The organism is Rhodococcus sp. 14C212 (genome assembly GCF_011058195.1).
GTDB classification, from domain to species: Bacteria; Actinomycetota; Actinomycetes; order Mycobacteriales; family Mycobacteriaceae; genus Rhodococcus; species Rhodococcus aetherivorans.
In genome coordinates, this window is the sequence record NZ_JAALEH010000017.1 from 64,483 (window position 1) to 90,747 (window position 26,265).

Below are 26,265 nucleotides of genomic sequence, written 5' to 3' on the forward strand. Positions count from 1 at the left end.
ACCGGTCGCCCGGCGAGGAGGATGCCGTGGCGGCGTTCCTCCCGGTCGTCGTACCGCTCGGACTGCTCGCGGTGCTCGTGCTGTCCCAGCTCTACGCCGTGATCCCCGTGTTCGGTCTCCTCGCCGACGACCTGGGTCTCGACGCGCAGCGGGTCACCGTGACCCACACCGCGTTCGGCATCGCCTATGCGGTGGGGTTCCTCGTCTGGGGTGCCGTCGTCGACCGCATCGGACCGCGGCGGACCCTGCTGATGGGTCTGGGCGCGCTCGTCCCGGCCACCGTGCTGGTCGCCACCGCCCGGGATGCGACGTGGATGATCGCCGCACGGGTGCTGCAGGGCGCGGTGGCCGCGGCGTTCGCGCCCGCCGCCTTCGCGTACGTCGGCACCCGGATCGCGGTGGCTCGCCGGGCGACGGCACTGTCGGTGCTCACCGGGTCCTTCCTCGCGTCGGTCGTCCTCGGGCAGATCGCCGTCCAGACCGTGTCCGCGCTCGCCGGCTGGCGGTGGTTCTTCGGGATCGCTGCTGTCCTGTTCGCCGTGGCGACGATGGCGGTGCTCGCCGCGTTCGACGACGAACCACCACCGCGACACGGCTCGCAGCCGGTGGCGGCGGCCGCCGCGCTGCTCGGATCGGCACGCACCGTCGCCGTGCTGGCGGTCACCGGCACGGTGCTGGCCGGTTTCGTGGCGCTCCACACCGGCATCCAACGCTTCGCCGTGGTGACAGATCCCGGCGATCTGCTGGCCTTCCGGGCGTCGGCGCTGCCGGCGATCGTCGCGGCACCGCTGCTGTCGGGTCTGCTCGGCCGGATCCGGACCGGGCGGCGCATCGTCGTCTTCCTCCTCGTGGCGGCGACCTGCGCGACGGTGGCACCGGCCGCGCCGGTGGCCGCCTTCGCCGCGATCACGTTCTGTGTGGCGGTGATCGCGCCCGCTCTGATCGCCCTCGTGCTCGACGGTTCGGGCCCGCACCGTGGCGCGGGGACGGCGCTCTACACCTGTGCGCTGTTCGTCGGCGCGGGGGTGGGGCCGCAGATCGCCGCGACGGCCTCGTCGTTCTCCGCGACGGCCCTCGCCGCCGCCGGAGCGTGGACGGGTGGGGCTGCGCTGGCGGCGATCTCGTCCGGCCGGCCTACCGCGCGGTTCCGGCCGGGTGCCCGGAGTCGCCGAGGACCGTGAGCATCCTGTCCACCGACGCCGCCCACCCGAACTGCTCGGCGCGACGTCGCGCCGAGCGGCGCGGGAAAAGATCCGGGGCGCCCAGCAATTCGTCGATCGCGTCGGCGAAGGCCGCGTCGCGGTCGGCGGACAGCACCCCGCACTCGGGGGTGAGGATCTCGGTGAGCGCCGACGACCGCGACGCCACCACCGGGGTGCCGGCGGCCAGCGATTCGAGCGCCGACAGGCAGAACGTCTCGTGCGGCCCGGGGGCCAGCGAGACGTCGGCGGTAGCGAACAGCGCGGCCAGCCGATCGGGGTCGCCGATGAATCCGGTGAACGTCACCGGGAGCCCTTTCGCCTTGTGTTCCAGGGCGTGCCGTCGCGGTCCGTCGCCGGCGACGACCAGGTGGACGTCGTGCCCGCGGCGACGCAGCAGGCGCGCCGCGTCGATACTGCGATCCGCCTTCTTCTCGACGGACAACCGGCCGCAGTGCAGCAGCAGCCGGGACGAGTCCGGCACGAGCCGCTCGCGCAGGCCGCGGTCGTGGCGGGCGGGGTGGAAGCGATCCAGGTCCACGCCGAGCGGCACCCGCACCAGATTCGGCGTGCCGATGCGGGTGAACTCCGTGCTCGCGAATTCCGTCGTGCACACCACCGTGTCGTAGTCGGTGGCCATCCGCCGGTTGGCCAGGTCGGCGGCCCGCCGGGCGACCGGCGCCGGCAGCACCTGCCCGAGGAGGCGGTCGAGCCGCTCGTGGGAGACGACGACGCTGCGCACGTCGCGCCGTCGCGCCCACCGCCCGAATCCGCGCAGCGTCAGCCGGTCCGACACCTCCACCGCGTCGGGCCGCAGGCCGCGCAGCACGTCCGCGACGCGCCGCGGGTCGGCCACCCGGTACCCGCCGGTCCACGGGACGACCGGCGCCGGCACGGTGATCCGCAGGACCCCGTTGCCGAGAAGTTCCTCGCCGCGACGGGGTCCGGGCACGATCAGCGCGACGTCGTGCCCCCGCGCGGTGTACCCGCCGCCCCACTGGTGCAGCGCCGTGCGCAGGCCGCCCGACCGGGGGCCGTAGAAGTTGGCGAGCTGAACGATGCGCACCGTTCTCATTGAGCCGGGACGCGGCGACGGATGCGGCAACGGCGCCGGGCGCCGCGGTGAACGCGCGTCGAATCTCTCCGTCAGTCGGCCGTCGCGGGCGGCACGCGGCCGGTCCACACGGCCTCCGCGCCGGACTCGCCGACCCGGACGGTCTGCACCGTCGCGCCCACCGCGGCGACGACGGCCAGCACCGCCGCGACGACCGTCAGGGCTCGTCGCCCGCCGCCGTCGCCGCGGCCGCGCAGCACGTGCGTGCCCGCGAGCAGCATCGTCGCGGCGAACAACAGCGCGACGACAAGGGTCATGGTCTCGCCGAGTTCCTCGTGCGCCTCGATCAGCGGGGTCGCGCCCAGGGCGCCGGCGAGCTGCTCGCCGGTCTCGGCGGTGAGCGGCGTCAGCACCAGCGCCGCGGCCGCCAGCACCACGACCGGCCACAGCAGGCGCCGGCGCGCGGCCGGCCACAGCGCGCACAGGACCAGCCCCGTCGACACCAAGGGCACCAGCACGACGACCGCGTGCACGAGCAGCGGGTGAGCGGGCAGTCCGCTGATCAGCGTCATACCGTGTTCTCCTTCCGGCCGGAGCGTCCAGGGAAACCGTAGGCGCCGATCCGGACGAACGGGATCCGAACGGGCTTGACGTTGACGCGACGTCAAGACGCATCCTGGGCGTACCCGACGAGAGAGGCCCGCGATGAAAGGCGAATGGTCCATCCAGGAACTGGCCCGCGCGGCCGGCGTCACCAGCCGCACCCTGCGGCACTACGGCGACGTGGGCGTGCTCGAGCCCAGCCGCACCGGCCCGGGCGGCATGCGGTTCTACGACGCCGACGCCCTGGTCCGGTTGCAGCGCATCCTGCTGCTGCGCGACCTCGGCCTGGGACTACCGGCCGTCGCCGAGGTGCTCGACGGCCAGCGCGACGCCACCGCGGCGCTGCGCGTGCATCTGGAACTGCTCGAGCACGAGCAGCGGCGGCTGGCGCGGCAGATCGAGTCGGTGCGCACCACCATCCGCAGGACCGAGAGAGGTGAGGAACTGATGGCGAACGAAGTGTTCGACGGATTCGACCACACGCAGTATCGCGACGAGGTGATCGAACGCTGGGGCCAGGACGCCTACGACAGCAGTGACCGCTGGTGGCGTGGCATGAGCGAGGCCGAGCGCGACGACTGGAAGTCCGTCGCCGCCCGGCTGGGCGCGGACTGGACGGCCGCCGCGGCCGCCGGTCTCGATCCGGCCGGCCCGGAGGGGCAGGACCTGGCCCGTCGCCACGTCGCGTGGCTCGGCAGCATCCCCGGCACCCCGGGCCACGGGGAGGAGCCGAACCGGGAGTACGTCCTGGGCCTGGCAGAGATGTACGTCGCGGACGAGCGCTTCGCCGCGAACTACGGCGGACCGGCGGGCGCGGAGTTCGTCCGGTCCGCCCTGCGGGCGCACCTGGCCTGACCCGCGCGCGTTTCCGGTCGCTCCCGCCACCGGAAACGCGCACGGCCCCGCGGGTCGCCTACCCTGGTCTTCCGTGACTGCTGCACCCTCGCCCCAGCCTGCCACCCGTGAGTACGACCTGATCGTCGTCGGCTCCGGGTTCTTCGGACTGACGATCGCCGAGCGTGCCGCCACGCAACTCGGCAAACGCGTTCTCGTCGTCGAGCGCCGCTACCACCTCGGCGGCAACGCCTACTCCGAGCCCGAACCCGAGACGGGCATCGAGATCCACAAGTACGGCGCCCACCTGTTCCACACCTCCAACAAGCGGGTATGGGACTACGTGAACCAGTTCACCGACTTCACGAACTACCAGCACCGCGTGTTCGCGATGCACAAGGGCCAGGCCTACCAGTTCCCGATGGGTCTCGGGCTGGTGTCCCAGTTCTTCGGCCGGTACTTCAGCCCCGAGGAGGCGCGTGCCCTGATCAAGGAGCAGGCCGCCGAGATCGACACCGCGGAGGCGCAGAACCTCGAGGAGAAGGCCATCTCCCTGATCGGCCGGCCGCTCTACGAGGCGTTCGTGCGCGACTACACCGCCAAGCAGTGGCAGACCGACCCGAAGGAACTGCCCGCCGGCAACATCGCCCGCCTGCCGGTCCGTTACACCTTCGACAACCGGTACTTCAACGACACCTACGAGGGCCTGCCCGTCGACGGCTACACCGCGTGGCTCGAGAACATGGCGAAGGACGAGAAGATCGAGGTGCGGCTCGACACCGACTGGTTCGAGGTGCGCGACGAGATCCGCGCCGCGAGCCCCGGCGCCCCCGTCGTCTACACCGGGCCGCTCGACCGCTACTTCGACTACGCCGAGGGCCGTCTCGGCTGGCGCACCCTCGACTTCGAGACCGAGGTGCTGCCCACCGGGGACTTCCAGGGAACCCCGGTGATGAACTACAACGACGCCGACGTGCCCTACACCCGCATCCACGAGTTCCGGCACTTCCATCCCGAGCGGGACGGCTACCCCACGGACAAGACGGTGATCATGCGCGAGTACTCGCGCTTCGCCGGCAACGACGACGAGCCGTACTATCCGATCAACACCCCGGAGGACCGGGCCACGCTCTCGGCCTACCGGGAGCGGGCCAAGCGGGAGGCCGCGGAGAACAAGGTGCTGTTCGGCGGCCGGCTCGGCACCTACCAGTACCTCGACATGCACATGGCCATCGCGAGCGCGCTGAGCATGTTCGACAACACCCTCCTGCCGTACTTCGAGTCGGGCACGCCGCTGGCAGGGGACGCCTCGTGAGCGCCCGGCACCAGCTGGCCGAGCCCGTCGCGCCGGCATCCGAGCTGCTCGGCAGGGCACTGCTGCAGCGGGTGATCCTGCCGCGTCCGGGTGAACCGCTCGACGTGCGCACCCTCTACCTGGAGGAATCGCCGACCAACGCCCGGCGCGCGCACGCCGTCGGCCGGACGTCGCTGAACATCGGCGCCGAGTCCGAAGTGTCGATGTGCACCTACTTCAACGCCTTCCCGGCGAGCTACTGGCGACGGTGGAGCACGCTCACCTCCGTGGTGCTGCGGCTCGAGCTCACCGGCCACGGCCGGGCCGACGTGTACCGCTCGAAGGCCGACTCGAGCCGCATCCACGTCGAGGGCCGCGAGTTCGCCGGCGGCGCCCCCGCCGGGGACGACGCCGCGACGGTCGAGTTCGAGATCGATCTCGGCCCGTTCGAGGACGGCGGCTGGATCTGGTTCGACATCACCACCGACTCGGACGTCACGCTGCGCTCGGCGGGCTGGTTCGCGCCGGTCGAGGCACCCGGCGAGGCGTCCGTCGCCGTGGGCATCCCGACCTTCAACCGCCCCACGGACTGCGTGAAGGCCCTCGTCGCCCTCGCCTCCGATCCGCTGGTCCTCGACGTCGTGGACGCCGTGATCATCCCGGACCAGGGCACCCGGAAGGTCCGCGACGAGCCCGGTTTCACCGAGGCGGCAGCCGCGCTCGGCGACCGGCTCGCCATGCACGACCAGGGCAACCTCGGCGGCTCGGGCGGCTACAGCCGCATCATGTACGAGGCGCTGAAGACCACCGAATGTCCGTACATCCTGTTCATGGACGACGACATCGAGCTGGAACCGGACTCGATCCTGCGCGCGCTGGCGCTGTCCCGGTTCGCCAAGAGCCCGATGCTCGTCGGCGGTCAGATGCTCAACCTGCAGGAACGCAGCCATCTGCACACGATGGGCGAGGTGATCAACCGCGCCGACTTCATGTGGACCGCCGCGCCGAACGTCGAATACGACCACGACTTCTCCACCAAGCCGCTGCGCGACCGCGAGCAGTCGCGGCTGCTGCACCGGCGCATCGACGTCGACTACAACGGCTGGTGGATGTGCATGATCCCGCGGCAGGTGGCCGAGGAGATCGGTCAGCCGCTGCCGCTGTTCATCAAGTGGGACGACGCCGAGTACGGGCTGCGGGCCCGCGCCGCCGGCTACCCGACCGTCACCATGCCGGGTGCCGCGATCTGGCACATGGCGTGGAGCGACAAGGACGACGCCATCGACTGGCAGGCGTACTTCCACCTGCGCAACCGCCTCGTCGTGGCGGCGCTGCACATGCCGGGCGACGGCCGCGGCCTGGTGCTCGACACCGTCAAGGCCACGCTCAAGCACCTGCTGTGCCTCGAGTACTCGACGGTGGCGATCCAGAACAAGGCGATCGAGGACTTCCTCGCCGGCCCGGACCGTCTGTTCGAACTGCTGCCCACCGCTCTCGGGGAGGTGCACGCGCTGCGCAAGCGGTTCTCCGACGCCGTGGTGCTGCCGTCGTCGACCGAACTGCCGTTGCCGTCCGGCGCCGGGGTCGGGCCGGTGGGCGAGCCGCGCGGGGCGGTGCGCAAGATGGTGCGGCTCGCCAAGGGCCTGGTGCACAACGTGCGGCCGGCGCATCCGGAACACCACGAGCGTCCGCAGTTGAACGTGCCGACCCTCGACGCCCGCTGGTTCCTGCTGTCGCAGGTGGACGGTGTGACCGTGACCACCGCGGACGGGCGCGGCGTCGTCTACCGTAAGCGCGACCCTCGGCAGGCGCAGGCGCTGCTGTCCGAGGCCGTGCGGCTGCGCCGCGAGCTGGCACGCAGGTTCCCCGAGTTGAAGAACGAGTACCAGTCCGCGGTTCCCGCCCTGACGAGCAAGGAGGAGTGGGAGCGTGTCTTCGAGTCGTGAATGGCCGACCACCGAGGCGGAGATCCAGGTGTTGCAGGCCGTGCAGGCCACGGTCGGCTCGCGGCCGGGAGCGATCGCCGCGGCCCGTGGGCTGTCGCACTTCGGTGAGCACGCCCTCGGCTGGGCGGTGATCGGCGGTGTCGGCGCACTGGTCGACCGCCCGCGCCGGCGGCGGTGGGCCGGTGTCGCGATCGGCGCCGTGGGCGCCCACGCCGCGTCCATCGCGGTCAAGCGGGTGGTGCGGCGTCCCCGGCCCGTGGACCCGACCATCCAGGTCAACGTGTCGACCCCCAGCCGGCTCAGCTTCCCGTCCTCGCACGCCACCTCGACGACGGCCGCCGCCGTGCTGCTCGGTCGGCTGACCGGGCTACCCTTACCGGCGGTGTTGGTCCCGCCGATGTTGCTGTCCCGCCTCGTGCTCGGTGTGCACTATCCGACGGACGTGCTGGCGGGCGCCGCGCTCGGCGCCGCGTCCGCCGCGGCCGTCGTGCGGGCCGAGAAGAAGTTTGGAGAGAGATGAGCGAGGAACCGGTAGCCGTCGCGGCACCTCCGAAGAATCTGGCCGAGGGCATCGTCAAGGCGGTTCGCCCCCGGCAGTGGGTGAAGAACGTGCTGGTGCTGGCCGCGCCGCTGGCGGCCGGCTCGGCGACCGAGCTGGACATCCTGATCCCGGTCGCCCTGGCCTTCGTGGTGTTCTGCATGGCCGCGTCGGGCATCTACCTGGTCAACGACGCGATGGACGTCGAGGCCGACCGCGCCCATCCCACCAAGCGGTTCCGGCCGATCGCCGCCGGCGTGCTGCCGGTGAACCTGGCCTACGGCATGGCGGTGGTGCTGCTCGCCGGCTCGATCGGCCTGTCGTTCCTGGCGAACTGGCAGCTCGCGGTGGTCATGGCGGTGTACATCATCGTCCAGCTGGCGTACTGCTTCGGGCTCAAGCACCAGCCGGTGCTGGACATCGCCATCGTCTCCTCCGGGTTCCTCCTCCGGGCGATCGCCGGCGGCGTGGCCGCGGAGATTCTGCTGTCGCAGTGGTTCCTGCTGATCATGGCCTTCGGCTCGCTGTTCATGGCGGCCGGCAAGCGGTACGCGGAGTTGCGGCTCGCGGAGCGGACGGGCGCGAAGATCCGCAAGTCGCTCGAGTACTACACGGGCACCTACCTGCGGTTCGTGTGGACGCTGTCGGCGACGGCGGTCGTCATCTGCTACGGCCTGTGGGCGTTCGAGCGCGATCAGGCCAACGACACCAACTGGTTCGCGATCTCGATGGTTCCGTTCGTGATCGCGATCCTGCGGTACGCGGTCGACGTGGACGGCGGGGAGGCCGGCGAACCGGAGGAGATCGCCCTGAAGGACCGGGTGCTGCAACTCCTCGCGGTGGCCTGGATCGGGGCGGTCGGCGGTGCTGTCTACCTCTTCTGACCTCGACGAGGATCTCGGCGCCCCGGCCCGCCGGCCCCGGTCGGCCCACCCGAGTGGCATGCGACCGTGGGTGCCGACCGCGGTGTTCTCCGGTGGCGTCGCGCTGACGGCCCTGCTGATGTTCTGGGGTGCGTGGGAGCGTCGCTGGATCGCCGACGACGGCCTGATCGTGCTGCGCACCGTGCGCAACCTGCTGGCCGGGAACGGCCCGGTGTTCAACGCCGGCGACCGGGTCGAGGCGAACACGTCGACCCTGTGGACGTATCTCGTGTACGCGACGGGCTGGCTCAGCGGGGTGCGGCTCGAGTACGTGGTGCTGGCCACGGCGCTCGTGCTGTCGACCGCGGCGGTGGTGCTGGCGATGCTCGGCACGGGCCGGCTGTACCGGGGGCGGCTGCGGGGCAGTGGCGCCACGTTCCTGCTGGTCCCCGCCGGCATGTTCGTCTACATCGCGGTGCCTCCGGCCCGGGACTTCGCCACCTCCGGCCTCGAGAGCGGGCTGGTGATCTGCTGGATCGCCCTGCTGTGGCTGCTGCTCGTGCGATGGGCGACGGCGCCGGGGATGCCGTCGACCCCGTCGGTGCTGGCGACGGCGGTCGTGGCCGGTCTCGGGCCGCTCGTGCGCCCCGAACTGGCGCTTCTCGCTCTTCCGGCCCTGCTCATGCTGTTCCTCGCGGCCGGCCTCACGTGGCGGGTGCGGGTGGCGATGGTGGCGGTGGCCGGCGCCGTGCCGGTGGGTTATCAGATCTGGCGGATGGGCTACTACGCGCTGCCCTATCCGAACACGGCGGTGGCCAAGGACGCGGGCGGCGCGAAGTGGGCGCAGGGCTTCGAGTACCTCGGCAACCTGGTGAGCCCGTACCTGCTGTGGCTGCCGCTGCTGTTCCTGCTGCTCGGTGCCGTGCTTGCGGGGCGGTACCGGGGACCCCGCGAACAGGGCGCGCCGAAACGTGAATTCCGTCACACGCACGGGTCCTTTCCGGCGCGCGCACAGCGCGCGCTGCGCACCCCGGCCGCCGTGGTCGTCTTCATGCTCGGCGCCGCATTGTTGCTCACGCTGTACGCCCTTCGGGTCGGCGGCGATTTCATGCACGGCCGGGTGTTGCTGCCGCCGTTGTTCTGTCTGCTCATTCCCGTCGCCGTGATTCCGTTGCGGGTTCCGCAGCGGGCCGAGATCGGCCGCACTCGCGCGACGGCCGTCGCGGGTGCGGCGGGGGTGCTGTGGCTCGGTGTGGTGGTGTGGTCGGCGATCGCCGCGAACACCACCGGCATGCCCGAGGGGGCGGTGGTGGGCCGCTCCGGGATCGTCGACGAGCGGGCGTTCTACGCCCTCAACACCGGCAACCTGCATCCCGTCCGGGCCGAGGACTACCTGGACTACCCGCGCATGCGGGCGATGGTCGAGGCGATCTCCAACACCCCCGACGGCGGGCTGTTGCTGCCGACACCGTCGTTCGACGCATGGGACGTCGTGCCGCCGCCGGGACCGGTGCCGCCGGGCGGAGCCGGCCACACCGTCTACTTCCTCAACCTCGGCATGACCAGCATGAACGTCGGGCTCGACGTGCAGGTGCTCGACCAGATGGGGCTGGCATACCCGTTGGCGGCCCACACCGAGCGGCTCGAGGACGGGCGCATCGGGCACGACAAGCTGCTCTACCCCGACTGGGTCGTCGCCGACACGGGAATGGTGGACGTGCACCCGTGGCTGCCGGCCTATCTGGACGAGGACTGGGTGGCGCAGGCGCAGGTGGCGCTGACGTGCCCGCAGACGCAGGAACTGCTCGCGTCCTCCCGCGAGGAACTGACGTGGCCGCTGTTCAAGCGGAATCTCCGCAACGCGTTCGAATATGCGGACTACCGATTCGACCGGGTGCCGAAATACGAGATTCAGCGCTGTGGCCTCGAACTTCCGCCCCCGCGCGACGGGGGCTGACGCGGTCGTCCGGCCCGCGAATTACATCGACGTCGTTTCCGTCCCGATGGGCCCGTGCCGTCCGTCGCGCGTATCTCGGTAGGATCACAGCCGATAACGGATAAGTAACGCATCGGGGGTGTGGGCCGATATCGAAGCCGACACACGGTTCGTTGACCTGGGTTACCGGGGGTTTGTCAGAGCCCACGGTGTCCTTTACAGTCTTGACCGCAGTGTGACTTGTGACGGCCCGCTCGGTCGTCGCCGCCGGTATCCGACGGGGGACGCGAACGCGGACGCCGCAGATCGAGAAAGAGAGCATTGTTCATGCGTTTTGTCCCGAGGTTGTCGCAGCGCCTCCGCAGGCGCGTGCTCGGCGTGGGCGCCGCAGCCCTCGTTCTGCCGGTTGCCGCCGGCGTCGCCGGAAGCACCGCCGCGCTCGCCGCCCCCGCAGCCGCCGCCCCGATCTCGCATCGGGCACCGGCCGGCGGCTTCGAGGAAGTCTTCGTCGACTCCGACATGGGCCCGATCAAGGTGCAGATCCAGTGGGCCGCCCGCGGCGGTGACGCGGCGCTGTACCTGCTCGACGGGCTGCGCGCCCGCGACGACGCGAACGCCTGGAGCTTCGAGACCAACGCGCGCGACCAGTTCGCCAACGACAACGTCACCCTGGTGATGCCGGTCGGCGGCCAGTCGAGCTTCTACACGGACTGGTACGCGCCCAGCAATCTCAACGGCCAGGACGTCACCTACAAGTGGGAGACGTTCCTGACGGAGAAGCTCCCGGACTACCTCGCCACCCGCGGCGTCTCGCGGAGCAACAACGGCATCCTCGGTCTCTCGATGGGCGGCAGCGCCGCGCTGACCCTCGCGGCCTACCACCGCGACCAGTTCAAGTTCGCGTCGTCGCTCTCGGGCTACCTGAACCTGTCGGCCCCGGGCATGCGTGAGGCCATCCGCGTCGCGATGCTCGACGCCGGCCGCTTCAACGTCGACTCGATGTGGGGCCCGCCGTGGAGCCCGGCGTGGCTGCGCAACGACCCGTTCGTGTTCGCGCCGAAGCTCGCCGGCCTGTCGATGTACATCTCGGCCGCCAGCGGCCTGCCCGGCCAGCACGACGCCCCGCAGGGCCTGGTCGGCGTCTACAACACCGCCAACGCCATGGGCCTCGAGGCGCTCGCGCTCGCCCAGACCCGCGCATTCCAGATCAAGCTGGCCACCCTCGGCGTCCAGGCCCGCTTCGACTTCCCGGCGCGCGGCACGCACTCCTGGAAGTACTGGGAAGAGGAGCTGTGGAAGGCTCGCCCCCAGATCCTCGAGGCACTCAACGCCTACTGATCGCGCCGAACTCCCCGGCGCACACTGACGGTACGCATGCCGCCCCACGACCCGCGAGGGACGAGGGGCGGCATGCGCCGTTTCGCGGATCGTTGACAAAAACCACACCCGTCACAGCGCGGCGCCCCCACCCGGCGCCCGTTCACGTGTAGAAACAGTCTTCGAGACGCGGGGCCCGGTCGCCCGCCGACGCCCCAGCAACGCAGAAAGTGAGCGATGCCGATGCGAACAGTGCTTGGCGGACGTCGAACCGTGCGCGCCCGGCAGCCGGCGCCGCGTGCCCGTCGGGGCCGGCGGGTCCTCGGGGCGGTCGCCGCCGCGCTCGTCGCGCCCCTCGCCGCCGGAACCCTCGCGGCCGGGGTCGCGTACGCGGAGCCGGTGGACCGCAGCGAGCCGACCGCCGTGCAGGCCCCGGCCGGGGTCACGGTGCAGCGCGTCGACTGGCTGACCGACCGGCGCGTGGCCCTGTGGGTGAACTCGCCGACCATGGGCACCCCCATTCAGGTGCAGCTGCTGCTCGCTCGGGACTGGAACATCGAACCCGAGGCGCGGTTCCCCGCCGTCTACCTGCTCGACGGCCTGCGCGCCCGCGACGACGAGAGCGGCTGGACGATCGAGACGGACGCCGAGGCCTTCTTCGCGGACAAGAACGTCAACGTGGTGCTGCCGGTGGGCGGGCAGTCCAGCTTCTACGCCGACTGGATGGACCAGAACAACGGGCGCAACTACCAGTGGGAGACGTTCCTGACCAAGGAGCTCCCGCCGATCCTCGAGGGCAACTGGCGCACCACGAAGGACCGCGGCGTCGTCGGCCTGTCGATGGGCGGCACCGCTGCGATGTTCCTGCCCGCGCGCAACCCCGGCTTCTTCAAGTTCGCCGGGTCGCTCTCCGGCATCCTCACCACCACCACCCTGGGCATGCCGCAGGCCATCCAATACGCGATGCAGGACGCCGGCGGCTTCGACTCGTCGGCGATGTGGGGTACCCCCGGCGGCGAGCAGTGGGCCGCCCACGACCCGTACCTGCTGGCGGACAAGCTCGAGGGCGTGAGCCTGTACGTCTCCAGCGGCAGCGGCAGTACCGGCCCGTACGACCAGCCGTCGGGTGTCCCGGGCGTGAGCACGAACTACGCCGGCATGGGCCTCGAGATCCTCTCGCGGCTCACCTCGCAGGCGTTCGCCACCAAGCTCAACAAGATCGGCATCCCTGCGCAGGTGGTCTACCGGCCGTCGGGCACCCATTCGTGGCCGTACTGGGAGTTCGAGCTGCACCAGCTCTGGCCGCAGCTGGCCAACGCCCTCGGAGTGGAGGTCACGAAGCCGAACTGCAGCGCCTCCGGCGCGATCGGCGACGCAGCGGCCGCCGGTCCCTGGATCGGCGACTGCCTCACGCCGGAGTACGCCGTCGCGGGCGGACGCGTCCAGGACTTCCGCTTCGGCCGGATCTTCTCCTCCACCGACGGCGGGGCCCGCCCGGTGGCGGGTGCCATCGGCGGGGCCTACCAGGCCGCCGGCGGCCCGGCCGGTCCGCTCGGCTACCCGACCACGGAGGAACGCGGCACCCCTGACGGCCGTGGCCGGTTCAACCACTTCCAGCAGGGCTCGATCTACTGGACCCCGCAGACCGGGGCGCACGCCGTGCGCGGCGCCATCCGCGACGAGTGGGCGCGGCAGGGCTGGGAGGGCGGCCCGCTGGGCTACCCGGTGGCCGACGAGGTGGCCACCCCGGGCAAGCCAGGAGTGGTGCAGGGCTTCGAGATCGGCGCCCTCTACTGGAGCGAGCCGTTCGGGGCCCACGCCGTGCAGGGCATGATCATGGGCAAGTACGCCGAACTCGGCTACGAGAACGGCTGGCTCGGGTTCCCGAAGACCAGCGAGATCCCCGTCAAGGACGGTGGCCGGTTCAACGAGTTCGAGGGCGGCAACATCTACTGGAGCCCGCTGAGCGGGGCGTGGTCGGTCCGCACCGGGCCGGTCTTCGACGCGTGGAAGAACGCCGGTTACGAGAACGGTCGCCTCGGCTTCCCCGTCGGCGACGAGTTCCCCATCCCCGGCGGTGTCCAGCAGAACTTCCAGGGCGGATTCGTCACGGTGGTCGACAACGTGGCCACCGTCCGCCCCTAGGATCGGCCCCCGCACACCCGGTGCCGCCACCGCGGCCCGCGACCACCGGATCGGGCGGTGACCGCGACCCATGGGTCCGGTCACCGCCCGGTTCGCATCTGTAGCCTGGGCACTGCCCATTTCCGACGATTGGATGCGAGGACACCACCACATGCCTGCACGGACCCGTTCGAGCCTGACCCGCGTCCTGGGCGCCGGCGCCGCGGCGCTCGCCGCCGCCACCCTCCTGGGCGCCTGCGGTAGCGACGATTCCACGGCGACGAGCACCCCGTCGACGTCCGTGTCGGCGACCACCTCGACGTCCGCCGCGGAGACCACCTCCGCCGAAGCGACGACCACGGCCCCCGGTGACGCGGTCACCACGAGCCCGGGCGAGGCCGCCACCGCGCCGCCGGCGCAGCCGGAGGCCGAGCCCGGATTCCCGGGCCCCACCGAGGTGCCGGTGGACGACCGCGGCCAGGCGTTCCTGGACGGGCTGCGGGAGCAGGGCGTGGAGCCGGCCGCGGACGGCAGCATCGCGATCAACACGGCCAACTACATCTGCGCCGCGACCGCCCAGGGCAGCTCGCCCGAGGAGATCAAGACGATCGTGACCGCATCGGTGGGCAGCGAGGCCGCGGCCGCCGGCAAGGAGATCTCCGAGGCAGAGGCCGCGACGACCGCCGACGTCTACATCACCGTCGCACGCGACACCTTCTGCTAGGAGCGGCAATGATGACGGCCCGAGCGAAGCAACGACGCCGGAGGCGGGGAATCCTCGTCCTCGGGATCCTGGTCGTCCTGGCGGTCGTGCTCGCGCTCTGGTACATCCTCGCGGGCCGGCTCCCGGTGCCCGGGCCGCCGGGGCCGCTCGGGCCCGAGGAGCCGCAGGCGCAGCCCGCATCGTGCCCGGACGTCCAGGTGGTGGCGGTCCCGGGCACGTGGGAGTCGGCCGCCTGGGACGATCCGTACAACCCGACGTTCAATCCGCTGTCGCTGATGCTGAACGTCACGCGTCCGCTGCAGGAGCGCTTCGACGCGCAGCGTGCCGACGTGTACACCGTTCCGTACGTCGCCCAGTTCTCGAATCCGGTGGCGCTCCCGCCGGACGGACAGCAGTCCTACAACAACAGCCGCACCGCCGGCACCGCGGCGACGGAGGACATCCTCGTGCGCCGCTTCGCCGAGTGCCCGCTGACGAACTACGTCCTGGCCGGTTTCTCGCAGGGCGCGGTCATCGCAGGCGACGTCGCGGCGCGCATCGGCGCCGGTGACGGGCCGGTTCCGGCGGATCGGGTGCTCGGCGTGGCGCTCATCGCCGACGGCCGTCGCGACCCGGGCACGGCCGAGACGATCGGCCCGCCCGTCGCGGGCGTCGGCGCCGAGCTGTCCCTGAACGGACTGCGGCTGCCGGGGATCACCATGACCGGCGCGCGGCCCGGGGGTTTCGGGGAGCTCGAGGACAAGGTGGTGGACATCTGTGCACCGACGGACGGCATCTGCGACGCGCCGCCGAACGCACTGAACCCCGGCAACTGGCTCGCCAGCGCGCCGCGGTTGCTCGAGTACGCGAACAACCCCGTGCACGCGCTGTACAACTCGTTCGTCGTCGACGATTCGGGTACGACGGCGACGCAGTGGGTGGCGAACTGGGCGATCGAGAAGATCGAGGAGGCGCCGAAACCGCCGGAGGAGTGATCCCTCCCCGTTGTTACCGGCCGGTAGTGTCGGGGATCACCACCCGATACAATCGTTCCTCGGTCGGCGCTTAGACTCGACCTTCGGTCCTGACCCGGGAAGCTCTCCGGGTCGGTGACGCGCGACCACCGCCACACGAGAAGAGGTTCGATGAGCGCCACCGACGGCTCGGCTGCCACGCAACCGCGGAAGTTTCGTTTCGCCGCGGGTGGCGAGGGCAACGCCGAGGAGGGTGGCGCCCGGCGCTTCGTCAAGCTGGCGCAGAAGGCCGAGGAACTCGGCTACGACAGCTTCATGATCCCGGACCACCTGGGCAACCAGGTCGGACCCATCGCCGCACTTGGTGCGCTCGCCGTCGCCACCGACAAGATCCGCCTCGGCACCGCCGTCCTCGCGAACGGCTTCCGCCATCCCGCGATCCTGGCCAAGGACGCCGCGACCGTCGACGTCCTCTCGGGCGGCCGGCTCGAGCTCGGGATCGGCGCGGGATGGATGAAGGAGGAGTTCGACAAGGCGGGCATCGCCTACGAGCGCCCCGGCGTCCGGATCGAGAAGCTCGAGGAGACGCTGCAGATCCTGGACGTGCTCCTGCGCGGCCAGGAGTGCAATTTCGAGGGCAAGCACTACCGCATCGACGGCCTCAAGGGCAGCCCGCGGCCGCGCCAGGGCCCGCGACCACCCATCGCCGTCGGCGGCGGGGGACCGAAGATGCTCGCGCTGGCGGCGAAGTACGCGGACATCATCTCGGTGGCCACTCCCACGAACCGCGACGGCCGTTTGTTGCTGTCGGGGATCACGATGGACAAGACTGTGGAGCGGGTGGACGTGATCCGTCGCGCGGCGGGGGATCGGTTCGATGACATCGAGCTGAACTGGACCATCACGATGATTCTCGTCACGGACGACCGCGAGCAGACCGCCGAGATGGCGCTGGCCGCCCTCGGCCAGGGCTTCCCCCCGAACATCGAGGTGGACGTCGAGCTCACCGTGGACGAGATTCTCGAATCGCCGTATCTCGCAATCGGTTCCCACGAGGAGATCGCCGAGCAGATCCGGAACGTGCGGGCGAAGACCGGGATGTCCTACGTGGGGGTCTTCCCCACCCAGATGGAGGCGTTCGCACCGGTGATTCCGCTGTTGGCGGGGGAATGACCGATGCGGATCTGTAACATAATCGTGATTTCGGATCGATGGACAGATTCGTGAGATGCACGGCCGGATGCTGTTGAGCTGTACAGGTACGACGATCCGCTAGCGCGAAGACAAGTGCGGGGCGCAACCATGTCGAGTGGTTGTGGGATCGCTTCGACAGGGAGAAGGAATGAGCGTCGGGTTCGAAGAGTTCATCGATGAGAACGGACAGATCGTGTTGCCCGAGGGCAACACTCTGCTCGACCACCTCGAGCAGCATTTCGCCGAGAACGGCGACGATCTTGCGTACCGTTACATCGATTACTCGCGGGAACGTGACGGCGAGGTCCACGAGCTGACCTGGCAGCAGTTCGGGGTGCGCCTGCGCGCGATCGCGGCCCGGCTGCAGCAGGTCACCAAGCCCGGTGACCGTGTCGCGATCCTCGCCCCACAGGGCCTGGACTACGTCGTCTCCTTCTTCGCGGCCATCTATGCCGGCACCATCGCCGTCCCGCTGTTCGACCCCGACGAGCCCGGCCACACCGACCGGCTGCACGCCGTGCTCGGCGACTGCGCGCCCAGCGCCATCCTCACCGCCACCTCCTCGGCGGCCGGGGTCCGGCAGTTCTTCCGGCCGCTGCCCGCCGCGGAGCGGCCCCGCATCATCGCGGTCGACGCGATCCCCGACACCGTCGCCGGCTCGTGGACGCGGCCCCACATCGGGACCGACGACATCGCCTACCTGCAGTACACCTCCGGATCGACGCGCGTGCCCGCGGGCGTGGAGATCACCCACCGCGGTGTGCTCACCAACTGCATCCAGATGGCCGACTCCATCGAACTCAACGAGGGTTCGCGCGGCGTGACGTGGCTGCCGCTGTTCCACGACATGGGCCTGCTCACCGTCATCCTGCCGGCGATCGGCGGCAAGTACATCACCATCATGAGCCCGCGCGCCTTCGTGCAGCGGCCGGGCCGGTGGATCAAGGAGCTCGCCGCCGTCTCCGACGGGGCCGGCACGTTCGCCGCCGCGCCGAACTTCGCGTTCGAGCACGCGGCCGCGCGGGGGCTGCCCAAGCCGGGCGAGACCCTCGACCTGAGCAACGTGATCGGCCTGATCAACGGCAGCGAGCCGGTGACCACGTCCTCGATGCGCAAGTTCAACGACGCGTTCGCGCCGTACGGCCTGCCGAAGACCGCGATCAAGCCGTCGTACGGCATGGCCGAGGCGACGCTGTTCGTCTCGTCCACGCGGCACACCGACGAGGCCCGGGTCATCTACGTCGACCGTCACGAGCTCAACGCCGGCCGGATCGTCAAGGTCGACAAGGAGGCGCCGAACGCCATCGCGCAGGTCTCCTGCGGTTACGTCGCGCGCAGCCAGTGGGCCGCGATCGTCGACGCGGAGACCGCCACCGAGGTGCCGGACGGGCACGTCGGCGAGATCTGGCTGCACGGCGAGAACATCGGCATCGGGTACTGGGGGCGCACCCAGGAGACCGACGAGACCTTCCACAACAAGCTCGTCGACCGCCTGCCCGAGAGCAGCCACGCCGAGGGCACGCCCGCGGACGCCCATTGGCTGCGCACCGGCGACTACGGCGTGTACGTCGACGGCGAGCTGTACATCACCGGCCGCGTCAAGGACCTGGTGATCGTGGACGGCCGCAACCACTACCCGCAGGACCTGGAGTTCTCGGCGCAGGAGGCCAGCTCCGCGCTGCGTCCCGGCTTCGTCGCCGCCTTCGCCGTGCCGGCCAACCAGCTGCCGCAGGTGGTGTTCGAGAATTCGCACTCGGGCCTGCAGTTCGATCCCGACGACGCCTCGGAGCAGCTGGTCATCGTCGCCGAGCGGGCGCCCGGCGCGGGCAAGGCGGATCCGCAACCCGTCGCGGACACCGTTCGCGCGGCGATCTCGGCACGGCACGGTGTGACCGCGCGCGACGTGCTGCTCGTGCCTGCCGGGTCGATCCCGCGCACGTCGAGCGGCAAGATCGCGCGGCGCGCCTGCAAGGCCGCCTACATCGAGGGAACCCTGCGCGGTGGTTATACGCAGCAGGCATTCCCCGATAGCGTATAAAAATTGTTCTCTTTCCCGGGTAGCGTGGTGGGTTGATGGCTGACACTGAAATGACCGTCGCGCAGCTGCGCGAGTGGCTGCGGAACTGGATCGCCGAGGCTACCGGGCAACCGGTGGCGCAGATCTCCGACGATCGCCCGATGGAGGAGTTCGGCCTCTCGTCCCGCGACGCCGTGGCGCTCAGCGGCGAGGTCGAGGAACTGCTCGGCGTCACCCTCACCGCCACGATCGCCTACCAGCACCCCACCATCGCGTCGCTGGCCACGCGCATCATCGAGGGTGAACCCGAGCTCCCGGAGGGAGACGACAGCGCCTTCTACGCCGCAGGTCCGGCCGGCAGGGCGCACGATGTCGCAATCGTCGGTCTCGCCACCCGGCTGCCCGGGCACGTGAGCACCCCCGCGGAGATGTGGGAGCTGCTCACACAGGGCCGCGACGGCATCACCGACCTTCCCGAGGGCCGCTGGTCCGAATTCGCCGACGATCCGCAGATCTCGTCGGCCATCGCCGCAGCCAACACCCGCGGCGGCTACCTCGACGACGTCAAGGGCTTCGACGCCGAGTTCTTCGCGATGTCGCCGCGCGAGGTCGAGATGGTCGACCCGCAGCAGCGGCTCGCCCTCGAACTCACCTGGGAGGCGCTCGAGCACGCCCACATCCCGGCCAGCGACCTCAAGGGCCGCCCGGTCGGCGTGTTCATCGGCAGCTCCGCCAACGACTACCAGCTCCTCGCGGTGAGCGACCCGTCCGCCGCGCACCCGTACGCCCTGACCGGCACGGCCACGTCGATCGTGGCCAACCGGGTCTCGTACTTCTTCGACTTCCGCGGCCCGTCCGTCGCCCTGGACACCGCATGCTCGTCGTCGCTCGTGGCCGTGCACCAGGCGGTGCGCGCCCTGCGCGACGGCGACGCCGACGTGGCGCTGGCCGGTGGCGTGAACATGCTCGTCGCGCCCGCCGCGACCCTCGGCTTCGACCAGCTCGGTGTGCAGGCCCCCGACGGCCGCATCAAGGCCTTCTCGGCCGACGCCGACGGCATGGTCCGCGCCGAGGGCGGCGGCCTCGTCGTGCTCAAGCGGCTCGAGGACGCCGAGCGCGACGGCGACACCGTGCTCGCCGTCGTCGCCGGTTCCGCCGTCAATCAGGACGGCCGCTCCAACGGCCTGGCGGCGCCGAACCCGGAGGCCCAGGTCGACGTGCTGCGCCGGGCCTACCGGGACGCGCGCATCCTTCCGTCCGGCGTCGACTACATCGAGGCCCACGGCACCGGAACCGTGCTCGGCGATCCGATCGAGGCGGACGCCCTCGGCCGCGTCGTCGGCCGCGGCCGCGACGCCGACAAGCCGGTGCTGCTGGGCTCGGCGAAGACCAACTTCGGCCACCTCGAGGCGGCCGCCGGCGCGGCAGGCCTGATCAAGGTGGTCCTCGCCATGCAGGAGAACCACCTGCCGGCGACGCTGAACTACACCGCACCGAACCCGTACATCCCGTTCGAGCAGGCCCGCCTGAAGGTCATCCCCGAGGGGGCCGAGTGGCCGCGCTACACCGGCAAGGCGATCGCCGGCGTCTCCGGCTTCGGCTTCGGCGGCACCAACGCGCACGTCGTGGTCCGCGAGTACACCGGACCCGAAGCGGACACGGAGTCGAGCGAACGTATCGTTCCGTCGGCTGAAGGAGCTGAAGGGCACATTCGCTCGGAGCAGGGCGAGGACCACCCGGTGCTGCTCGCGGTGTCCGCGGCGATGCCGTCGCGTCGTCGCCGGGCCGCCGCCGACCTCGCCGACTGGCTCGAGACCGAGGCCGGCAGCACCACGCCGCTTGCCGACGTCGCTCGCACCCTGTCCCGCCGCAACCACGGTCGCTCGCGCGCCGTCGTGATCGCGAAGACCCGCGCCGAGGCCATCGCCGGGCTGCGTGCCGTCGCCGCCGGCAAGCCCGCGCAGGGCGTCTTCTCCGCCGATTCGCCCGCCGCCAACGGGCCGGTGTGGGTGCTGTCCGGTTTCGGCTCGCAGCACCGCAAGATGGCCAAGCAGCTGTACCTCGAGAACCCGGTGTTCGCCGCGGCCGTCGACGAGATCGACGAGCTGATCGAGGACGAGGCCGGCTACTCCATGAGGGAGAAGTTCCTCGACGACGGCCAGGACTACGACGTCGAGACCTCGCAGGTCGGCATCTTCACCATCCAGGTCGCCCTCGCGAAGCTGCTGCGCCACCACGGCGCCGAGCCGTCCGCCGTCGTCGGCCACTCCATGGGCGAGGCCGCGGCCGCGTACATCTCCGGCGGTCTGTCGCTCGAGGCCGCCGTCCGCGTCATCTGCGCCCGCTCCCGCCTGATGGGCGAGGCCGAGGCGCTGCTCGAGGGCGACGACATCCGGCTCATGGCGCTCGTCGAGTACAGCGCCGCGGAGATCGAGCTGGTCCTCACCGACTACCCGCACCTCGAGGTCTGCGTCTACGCCGCGCCGACGCACACCGTCATCGGCGGCCCGCAGGACGAGGTCAACGCGATCGTCGCGCGGGCGGAGTCGGAGGAGAAGCTCGCCCGCGTCCTGCAGACCAAGGGCGCGAGCCACACCTCGCAGGTGGATCCGCTGCTCGGCGAGCTCGCCGCCGAACTCGCCGGCATCGAGCCGCACAAGCCGAAGGTCGACGTGTACTCGTCGGTCGACCAGGACACCCACTACCGCGCCGGCCACGACCCCATTCACCAGGTCGAGTACTGGACCAAGGGCCTGCGGCACAGCGTGTACTTCACCAACGCGGTCAAGCTCGCCGTCACCGACGGGCACACCACGTTCGTCGAGCTGGCACCCAATCCCGTCGCGCTGATGTCCGTGGCCGCGACGGCGTACGCCGCCGGCGTGATCGACACCCAGCTGATCCAGACCCTCAAGCGCAAGGAGGACGAGCCGCTCGGCGTGCTCACCGCGCTCGCGCAGCTGTACGTGCACGGCCACTCCGTGGACCTGCGCAGCCTGCTCCCGACCGGCGAGTACGCGGACCTGCCGCGGACGGTGTTCCTGCGCAAGCCGTTCTGGCTCGAGACCCGCATCGGGACCGGCGGCAACGCTCGCGTGCCCGGCGCGCACGTCGCGCTGCCCGACGGGCGGCACGTGTGGGAGGTGCGCGCCGACGCCGTCACCGACCTGGGCGAGCTCGCCGTCGCCGCCGCGTCGCAGACGCTCGCCGACGTCACCCTCACCGCGTCCGTCCCGTACGGCGACGTCCCCAGCAGCGGCACCCTCACCACCACCCTGACCCGGCACCTCGGCGGCGCGTCGCTGCACGTGCACGGGCGCGACGCGGCGAGCGGCGAGTTCCGGTTGCTGTTCGACGCGGTCGTGGCCTCCGGTGAAGCGCTGCCCGTGCCCGCCGCGGTGCCCGCGCCGGCCGAGCGGTCCACCGGGCCGGTCGAGACGCTTCCCGAGGTGGTCGAGACCTTCGGCGACAAGTGGAACCCGAACGGGTCGCAGACCCTCGAGGATCGACTGGCGCTGATCGTCGCCGAGTCGATGGGCTACGCGGCCGAGGACCTGCCCGCCGAGATCCCGTTGATCGAGCTGGGCCTGGACTCGCTCATGGCGGTGCGGATCAAGAACCGCGTCGAGTACGAGTTCGACATCCCGCAGCTGCAGCTCGCCGCGGTCAAGGACGCCAGCCTGCGCGACGTCGCGAAGTACCTGCGGTACGCGGTGGAGAACCGCGAGGAGGTCGCCGCGCTCGCCGCACAGCAGGCGGCCGACCGCGAAACCGCCCAGCGGGAGGACACGACGCTCGAGCTGCCTGCGGTCTCGGCCGTGGAGGACACCGGGGTGGTGCACGAGGCGGAGGCGATCCTCGAGGCCGCGGAGGCCGCGGAGGCCGCGGAGGCCGGTGAGGCCGCTGCGAGCACCGAAGCGGACAAGGACACCGACGTCACCGACCGGCAGGCGGTTGCGGAGGCATCCGGCACCGACGTGCCGCCGCGCGATGCCGCCGAGCGGCTCACGTTCGCGACCTGGGCCGTGATCACCGGACAGTCCGCGAAGGGCATCTTCAACACCCTGCCGATCCTCGACGACGAGGCGGCCGAGCGCCTCGCGGCCCGGCTGACCGAGCGGGCGAACGGCGAGATCACCGTCGACGACGTGCTCGACGCCGAGACCATCGAGCAGCTCGCCGAGAGCGTGCGCCGGCACCTGGAGTCGGCCGACCGCATCGACGGGCTCGTCCGTACGCTGCGCCCGCGTCCCGAAGGGTCGGACGCCGTCCCGGTGTTCGTGTTCCATCCGGCCGGCGGTTCCACCGTGGTGTACGAACCGCTGCTGCGCCGGCTGCCCGAAGGCACCCCGATGTACGGCTTCGAACGCACCGAGGGCCCGATCGAGACGCGCGCCCAGGAATACCTGCCGCAGATCAAGGCGATCCAGGGCGACGGTCCGTACGTGCTGTACGGCTGGTCGCTGGGCGGCGTGCTCGCCTACGCGGTCGCCAAGCTGTTGCGCGCGGAGGGCAAGGACGTGCGGCTGGTCGGCCTCATCGACACGGTCATGGCCGGGGAGAAGGTCGAGGACACCCCGGAGGAGATCACCAAGCGCTGGCAGCGGTACGCGCAGTTCGCGAAGAAGACCTACGGGGTCGACGCGCCGCTGCCGTACGACAAGCTCGCCGCGACGGACGACGAGGGCCAGGTGCGCATCCTCATGGACCTGCTCAGGATGAGCGGCACCAGGATCCCCGGCGGCATCATCGAGCACCAGCGCACGTCGTGGCTGGACAACCGGGCCATCCAGACCGCGAAGCTCGAGCCGTACGACGGCGACGTCGTGCTGTACATGGCGGACCGCTACCACGACGACGCCATCGAACTCGAGCCCGCGTTCGGAACCCGGCAGCCCGACGGCGGCTGGGGCGAGGCGGTCCGTAATCTGGAGGTCATCCGTGTCGGCGGCGACCATCTCCAGGTGGTCGACGAGCCGTACATCGGGAAGGTGGGGGCCGACCTGACACGCAAGCTGGCCGACATCGAGGCCACGAGGAGCTGATCGAGTAGTGACCACGACGACGGCCGAGAAGCTGGCCGAGCTGCGCAAGAACCTCGAGATCGCGAAGGAACCGGCCGGGGAGGCCGCGATCGCCAAGCGCACCGCCAAGGGCATCCCCAGTGCCCGGCAGCGCATCGACATGCTGCTCGACCCGGGCAGCTTCGTCGAGATCGGTGCGCTGATGAAGACGCCCGGCCGCGACGACGCCCTGTACGGGGACGGTGTCGTCGTCGGTCACGGCACCGTCGAGGGCCGGCCCGTCGCGGTCTTCTCGCACGACCAGACAGTGTTCGGCGGCAGCGTCGGCGAGATGTTCGGCCGCAAGGTGGCCGCGATCCTCGACTTCGCGCTGAAGATCGGCTGCCCCGTCGTCGGCATCAACGACTCCGGCGGCGCCCGAGTGCAGGACGCCGTGACGTCGCTGGCGTGGTACGCCGAACTGGGCAAGCGGCACGAGCCGCTGTCCGGTCTGTGCCCGCAGGTGTCGATCATCCTCGGCAAGTGCGCCGGCGGCGCCGTGTACGCCCCCATCAACACCGACGTGGTCATCGCCACCGAGGAGGCGTACATGTTCGTCACCGGACCGGACGTCATCAAGTCCGTCACCGGTGAGGACGTCAGCCTCGAGGAACTCGGCAGCGCCCGCAAGCAGGCCGAGTACGGCAACGTGCACCACGTCGCGCCGGACGAGAAGGCCGCGTTCGAGTGGGCCCGTAAGTACCTGAGCTACATGCCGTCGAACGCGCAGGAGAAGCCCCCGATCGTCAACCCGGGGCTCGAGCCGGAGATCACCCAGGACGATCTCGAGCTCGACTCGTTCATGCCCGACGCCGACAACTCTGGCTACGACATGCACGACGTCCTGCTCAAGATCTTCGACGACGGCGACTTCTTCGAGATCCGCTCGCAGGTCGCGCCGAACATCATCACCGGCTTCGCCCGGGTCGACGGCCGGCCCGTCGGTGTCGTCGCCAACCAGCCACTATACCTGTCGGGGGCGCTCGACGCCGCCAGCTCGGACAAGGCCGCGCATTTCGTGCGGGTGTGCGACGCGTACGACATCCCGCTCGTGTTCGTCGTCGACACCCCGGGCTTCCTCCCGGGTGTGGAGCAGGAGAAGATCGGCGTCATCAAGCGCGGCGGCCGGTTCCTGTTCTCGTTCGTCGAGGCGTCGGTGCCGAAGGTGACCGTGGTGGTGCGCAAGTCCTACGGCGGTGGCTACGCGGTGATGGGCTCGAAGCAGCTCGGCGCCGACGTGAACTTCGCCTGGCCCACCGCCCGGATCGCGGTGATGGGCGCCGAGAGTGCCGTCGCGGTGATCGGCCGCCGCCAGATCGAGGCCGCCGGCGACAACGCTCCCGCGGTGCGCCAGCAGCTGATCAACTTCTACAACGAGCACATCGCGACGCCGTACATCGCCGCCGAGCGCGGATACATCGATGCGGTGATCGAGCCGCACACCACGCGCCTCGAGATCCGCAAGGCGCTGACGTTGCTGCGCGACAAGACGGTGTTCAAGAACCCGCGCAAGCACCACCTGCTTCCGCTCTAGCCTTTCGCGCCCGAATCGCGTTCTGGTGGGCCGAATGTCACATTGCGTCGATCGAATCGACCCGATGTGACATTCGGCCGCGCCGCGGGGCCTACCGCACCCGCACATCGGGCCGCGGGCGTTCGAGACCTTGCCGGTAGGCTGCCGCGAGGTCGGCGAGGACGGTCGACGGTTCGTGCCGGATCTGCCTGGGCAGATGGGTGACGACGATGATGCCGTGTCGCTGCATGACGGCTCGGCGCCGCATCGTCGCCTCGTGATCTCTTGCGCTGAGATGGTGTGCGAACGAGTCGATTTCCCACGCCAGAGCCACGGAGTCGAGCCAGCCGTCCGGACGAGCGATCCAGGTTCTGCTCGAGTCCTCGACATCGCGATTGTGCACCATCGGGGGAAGATCAGAGGTGGAGTACAGCTTCTGGGCCTCGATCTCGGCGACCGAGTGCGCGTCGTCGACCAGCTCCTGGATCACCTTGCGGGGCACTGCGGTTCCCCGACTGCTACCGTCTGCCAGCTCGCCTGCCAGGTGGTCCACGGTGACGTCGCCGCGTTGGAGTGCGGCGGAGAACAACGCGCGGCAGTCGTCCGTTCGTGACGTGCGCCGTCCGGCATCGAGCAGGCTGCGCGCGACAGGTGCGATCCGCAGTGTGCCTTTGTGCACGGGTTCGGGTACGCGCCAACTGCGTTCGACGGTGACGAACGAGAAATTGCGACGATGCCGATTCTGCGGAATGAGCAACAGGATGTCGCTCTTCGTCGAAGAGAGCGCGTATCCGTGCAGGCCGAGCGCGGCATGGCCCGAGATCACTGCCTCGTCGCCCCCGTACATCTGCGCTGCCGTCTGTCTGTGCAGTTGCGTGAGCGGGCCGCTGTGCAGCGCGACGACGCCGGGCAGAATCCGTTGCCACGGACCACCCTTCCGGCAACGACCGGAGATGGTGCTACTGCTACAGATGTTTCGAAAATTGAGTGAGTAATGATCACAAGGAGAGCCCGGTGTGGTCGAGGAAGGCGTGGCACAGGTCGTAGCTCGACCCGATCCGGGTCAGTCCGGCCTCGGTCGCCACACGGACCT

Annotated in this window: 18 protein-coding genes; 15 read left to right on the forward strand and 3 right to left on the reverse strand. The window is 70.5% G+C overall.

From position 1 onward, the window contains the following. Positions 1–26: 26 nt before the first annotated feature. Positions 27–1,181 carry an MFS transporter gene (locus G6038_RS10765; protein WP_165037641.1) on the forward strand — a complete coding sequence of 385 codons (1,155 nt, stop codon included), beginning with the start codon at positions 27–29 and terminating at the stop codon, positions 1,179–1,181. Here G6038_RS10765 and G6038_RS10770 read toward each other — a convergent pair. After that, positions 1,135–2,265: a glycosyltransferase gene (locus G6038_RS10770; protein WP_165037642.1), complete on the reverse strand. Its 1,131-nt coding sequence runs from the start codon at positions 2,263–2,265 to the stop codon at positions 1,135–1,137. The genes G6038_RS10765 and G6038_RS10770 overlap by 47 nt on opposite strands. 80 nt (positions 2,266–2,345) lie before the next feature. After that, positions 2,346–2,825 carry a DUF2231 domain-containing protein gene (locus G6038_RS10775; RefSeq protein WP_165037643.1) on the reverse strand — a complete coding sequence of 160 codons (480 nt, stop codon included), beginning with the start codon at positions 2,823–2,825 and terminating at the stop codon, positions 2,346–2,348. 133 nt (positions 2,826–2,958) lie between these two features. On the opposite strand from G6038_RS10775, the gene G6038_RS10780 reads away from it, so the two are divergent. The 14 genes from G6038_RS10780 (at position 2,959) to G6038_RS10845 (ending at position 25,193) form a co-directional block, all read left to right on the forward strand. Then, entirely contained in the window at positions 2,959–3,711 is a 753-nt protein-coding gene (locus tag G6038_RS10780; RefSeq protein WP_165037644.1) for a MerR family transcriptional regulator, read from the forward strand. A 73-nt stretch (positions 3,712–3,784) separates the two neighbouring features. Then, a complete protein-coding gene (glf, locus tag G6038_RS10785) occupies positions 3,785–5,005 on the forward strand; it encodes a UDP-galactopyranose mutase (RefSeq protein WP_165037645.1) in 1,221 nt (406 codons plus the stop codon). Then, entirely contained in the window at positions 5,002–6,930 is a 1,929-nt protein-coding gene (locus G6038_RS10790) for a glycosyltransferase (protein WP_165037646.1), read from the forward strand. Before glf ends, G6038_RS10790 begins: the two co-directional genes overlap by 4 nt. Then, the gene (locus G6038_RS10795) at positions 6,914–7,450 is read left to right on the forward strand and encodes a phosphatase PAP2 family protein (RefSeq protein WP_165037647.1); all 537 of its coding nucleotides are present in this window, start codon (positions 6,914–6,916) and stop codon (positions 7,448–7,450) included. Before G6038_RS10790 ends, G6038_RS10795 begins: the two co-directional genes overlap by 17 nt. Beyond that, entirely contained in the window at positions 7,447–8,352 is a 906-nt protein-coding gene (locus G6038_RS10800) for a decaprenyl-phosphate phosphoribosyltransferase (protein WP_165037648.1), read from the forward strand. Before G6038_RS10795 ends, G6038_RS10800 begins: the two co-directional genes overlap by 4 nt. Before the next feature lie 58 nt (positions 8,353–8,410). Then, on the forward strand, positions 8,411–10,288 hold the full coding sequence (zomB, locus tag G6038_RS10805) for a flagellar motor control protein ZomB (RefSeq protein ID WP_165037649.1): 1,878 nt from the start codon (positions 8,411–8,413) through the stop codon (positions 10,286–10,288). Positions 10,289–10,594: 306 nt separating this feature from the next. Further along, positions 10,595–11,605 (forward strand): alpha/beta hydrolase family protein, encoded by a 1,011-nt coding sequence (locus G6038_RS10810; RefSeq protein WP_165037650.1) that lies wholly within the window; start codon positions 10,595–10,597, stop codon positions 11,603–11,605. Positions 11,606–11,821: 216 nt separating this feature from the next. After that, positions 11,822–13,729, forward strand: a complete 1,908-nt coding sequence (locus tag G6038_RS10815; protein ID WP_165037651.1) for an alpha/beta hydrolase-fold protein — start codon at positions 11,822–11,824, stop codon at positions 13,727–13,729. 151 nt (positions 13,730–13,880) lie between these two features. Continuing rightward, a complete protein-coding gene (locus tag G6038_RS10820; RefSeq protein ID WP_165037652.1) occupies positions 13,881–14,432 on the forward strand; it encodes a DUF732 domain-containing protein in 552 nt (183 codons plus the stop codon). Between the two features lie 11 nt (positions 14,433–14,443). Further along, positions 14,444–15,406 (forward strand): cutinase family protein, encoded by a 963-nt coding sequence (locus G6038_RS10825; RefSeq protein ID WP_165037663.1) that lies wholly within the window; start codon positions 14,444–14,446, stop codon positions 15,404–15,406. A 150-nt stretch (positions 15,407–15,556) separates the two neighbouring features. Next, positions 15,557–16,558, forward strand: a complete 1,002-nt coding sequence (locus tag G6038_RS10830; protein WP_165037653.1) for an LLM class F420-dependent oxidoreductase — start codon at positions 15,557–15,559, stop codon at positions 16,556–16,558. A 169-nt stretch (positions 16,559–16,727) separates the two neighbouring features. Beyond that, positions 16,728–18,617: a long-chain-fatty-acid--AMP ligase FadD32 gene (gene fadD32 / locus G6038_RS10835; RefSeq protein WP_165037654.1), complete on the forward strand. Its 1,890-nt coding sequence runs from the start codon at positions 16,728–16,730 to the stop codon at positions 18,615–18,617. 50 nt (positions 18,618–18,667) lie between these two features. Continuing rightward, positions 18,668–23,641, forward strand: coding sequence for a polyketide synthase Pks13 (gene pks13 / locus G6038_RS10840; protein ID WP_165037664.1), 4,974 nt, complete (start codon positions 18,668–18,670; stop codon positions 23,639–23,641). Between the two features lie 7 nt (positions 23,642–23,648). Then, a complete protein-coding gene (locus G6038_RS10845; RefSeq protein WP_165037655.1) occupies positions 23,649–25,193 on the forward strand; it encodes an acyl-CoA carboxylase subunit beta in 1,545 nt (514 codons plus the stop codon). Positions 25,194–25,284: 91 nt separating this feature from the next. Here the strand turns inward: G6038_RS10845 and G6038_RS10850 are convergent, their stop codons facing one another. Then, complete coding sequence (locus tag G6038_RS10850) at positions 25,285–26,019, reverse strand: hypothetical protein (protein ID WP_240918420.1); 735 nt, start codon at positions 26,017–26,019, stop codon at positions 25,285–25,287. Positions 26,020–26,265 lie beyond the last annotated feature (246 nt).

What these genes read in the sequence shown, in the direction of transcription:
- G6038_RS10775 (WP_165037643.1), bottom strand. Translation starts at nt 2,825, where the DNA reads ATGACGCTGATCAGCGGACTGCCCGCTCACCCGCTGCTCGTGCACGCG.
- G6038_RS10780 (WP_165037644.1), top strand. Translation starts at nt 2,959, where the DNA reads ATGAAAGGCGAATGGTCCATCCAGGAACTGGCCCGCGCGGCCGGCGTC.
- G6038_RS10800 (WP_165037648.1), top strand. Translation starts at nt 7,447, where the DNA reads ATGAGCGAGGAACCGGTAGCCGTCGCGGCACCTCCGAAGAATCTGGCC.
- zomB (WP_165037649.1), top strand. Translation starts at nt 8,411, where the DNA reads ATGCGACCGTGGGTGCCGACCGCGGTGTTCTCCGGTGGCGTCGCGCTG.
- G6038_RS10810 (WP_165037650.1), top strand. Translation starts at nt 10,595, where the DNA reads ATGCGTTTTGTCCCGAGGTTGTCGCAGCGCCTCCGCAGGCGCGTGCTC.
- G6038_RS10815 (WP_165037651.1), top strand. Translation starts at nt 11,822, where the DNA reads ATGCCGATGCGAACAGTGCTTGGCGGACGTCGAACCGTGCGCGCCCGG.
- G6038_RS10820 (WP_165037652.1), top strand. Translation starts at nt 13,881, where the DNA reads ATGCCTGCACGGACCCGTTCGAGCCTGACCCGCGTCCTGGGCGCCGGC.
- G6038_RS10825 (WP_165037663.1), top strand. Translation starts at nt 14,444, where the DNA reads ATGACGGCCCGAGCGAAGCAACGACGCCGGAGGCGGGGAATCCTCGTC.
- G6038_RS10830 (WP_165037653.1), top strand. Translation starts at nt 15,557, where the DNA reads ATGAGCGCCACCGACGGCTCGGCTGCCACGCAACCGCGGAAGTTTCGT.
- fadD32 (WP_165037654.1), top strand. Translation starts at nt 16,728, where the DNA reads ATGAGCGTCGGGTTCGAAGAGTTCATCGATGAGAACGGACAGATCGTG.
- pks13 (WP_165037664.1), top strand. Translation starts at nt 18,668, where the DNA reads ATGACCGTCGCGCAGCTGCGCGAGTGGCTGCGGAACTGGATCGCCGAG.
- G6038_RS10850 (WP_240918420.1), bottom strand. Translation starts at nt 26,019, where the DNA reads ATGTACGGGGGCGACGAGGCAGTGATCTCGGGCCATGCCGCGCTCGGC.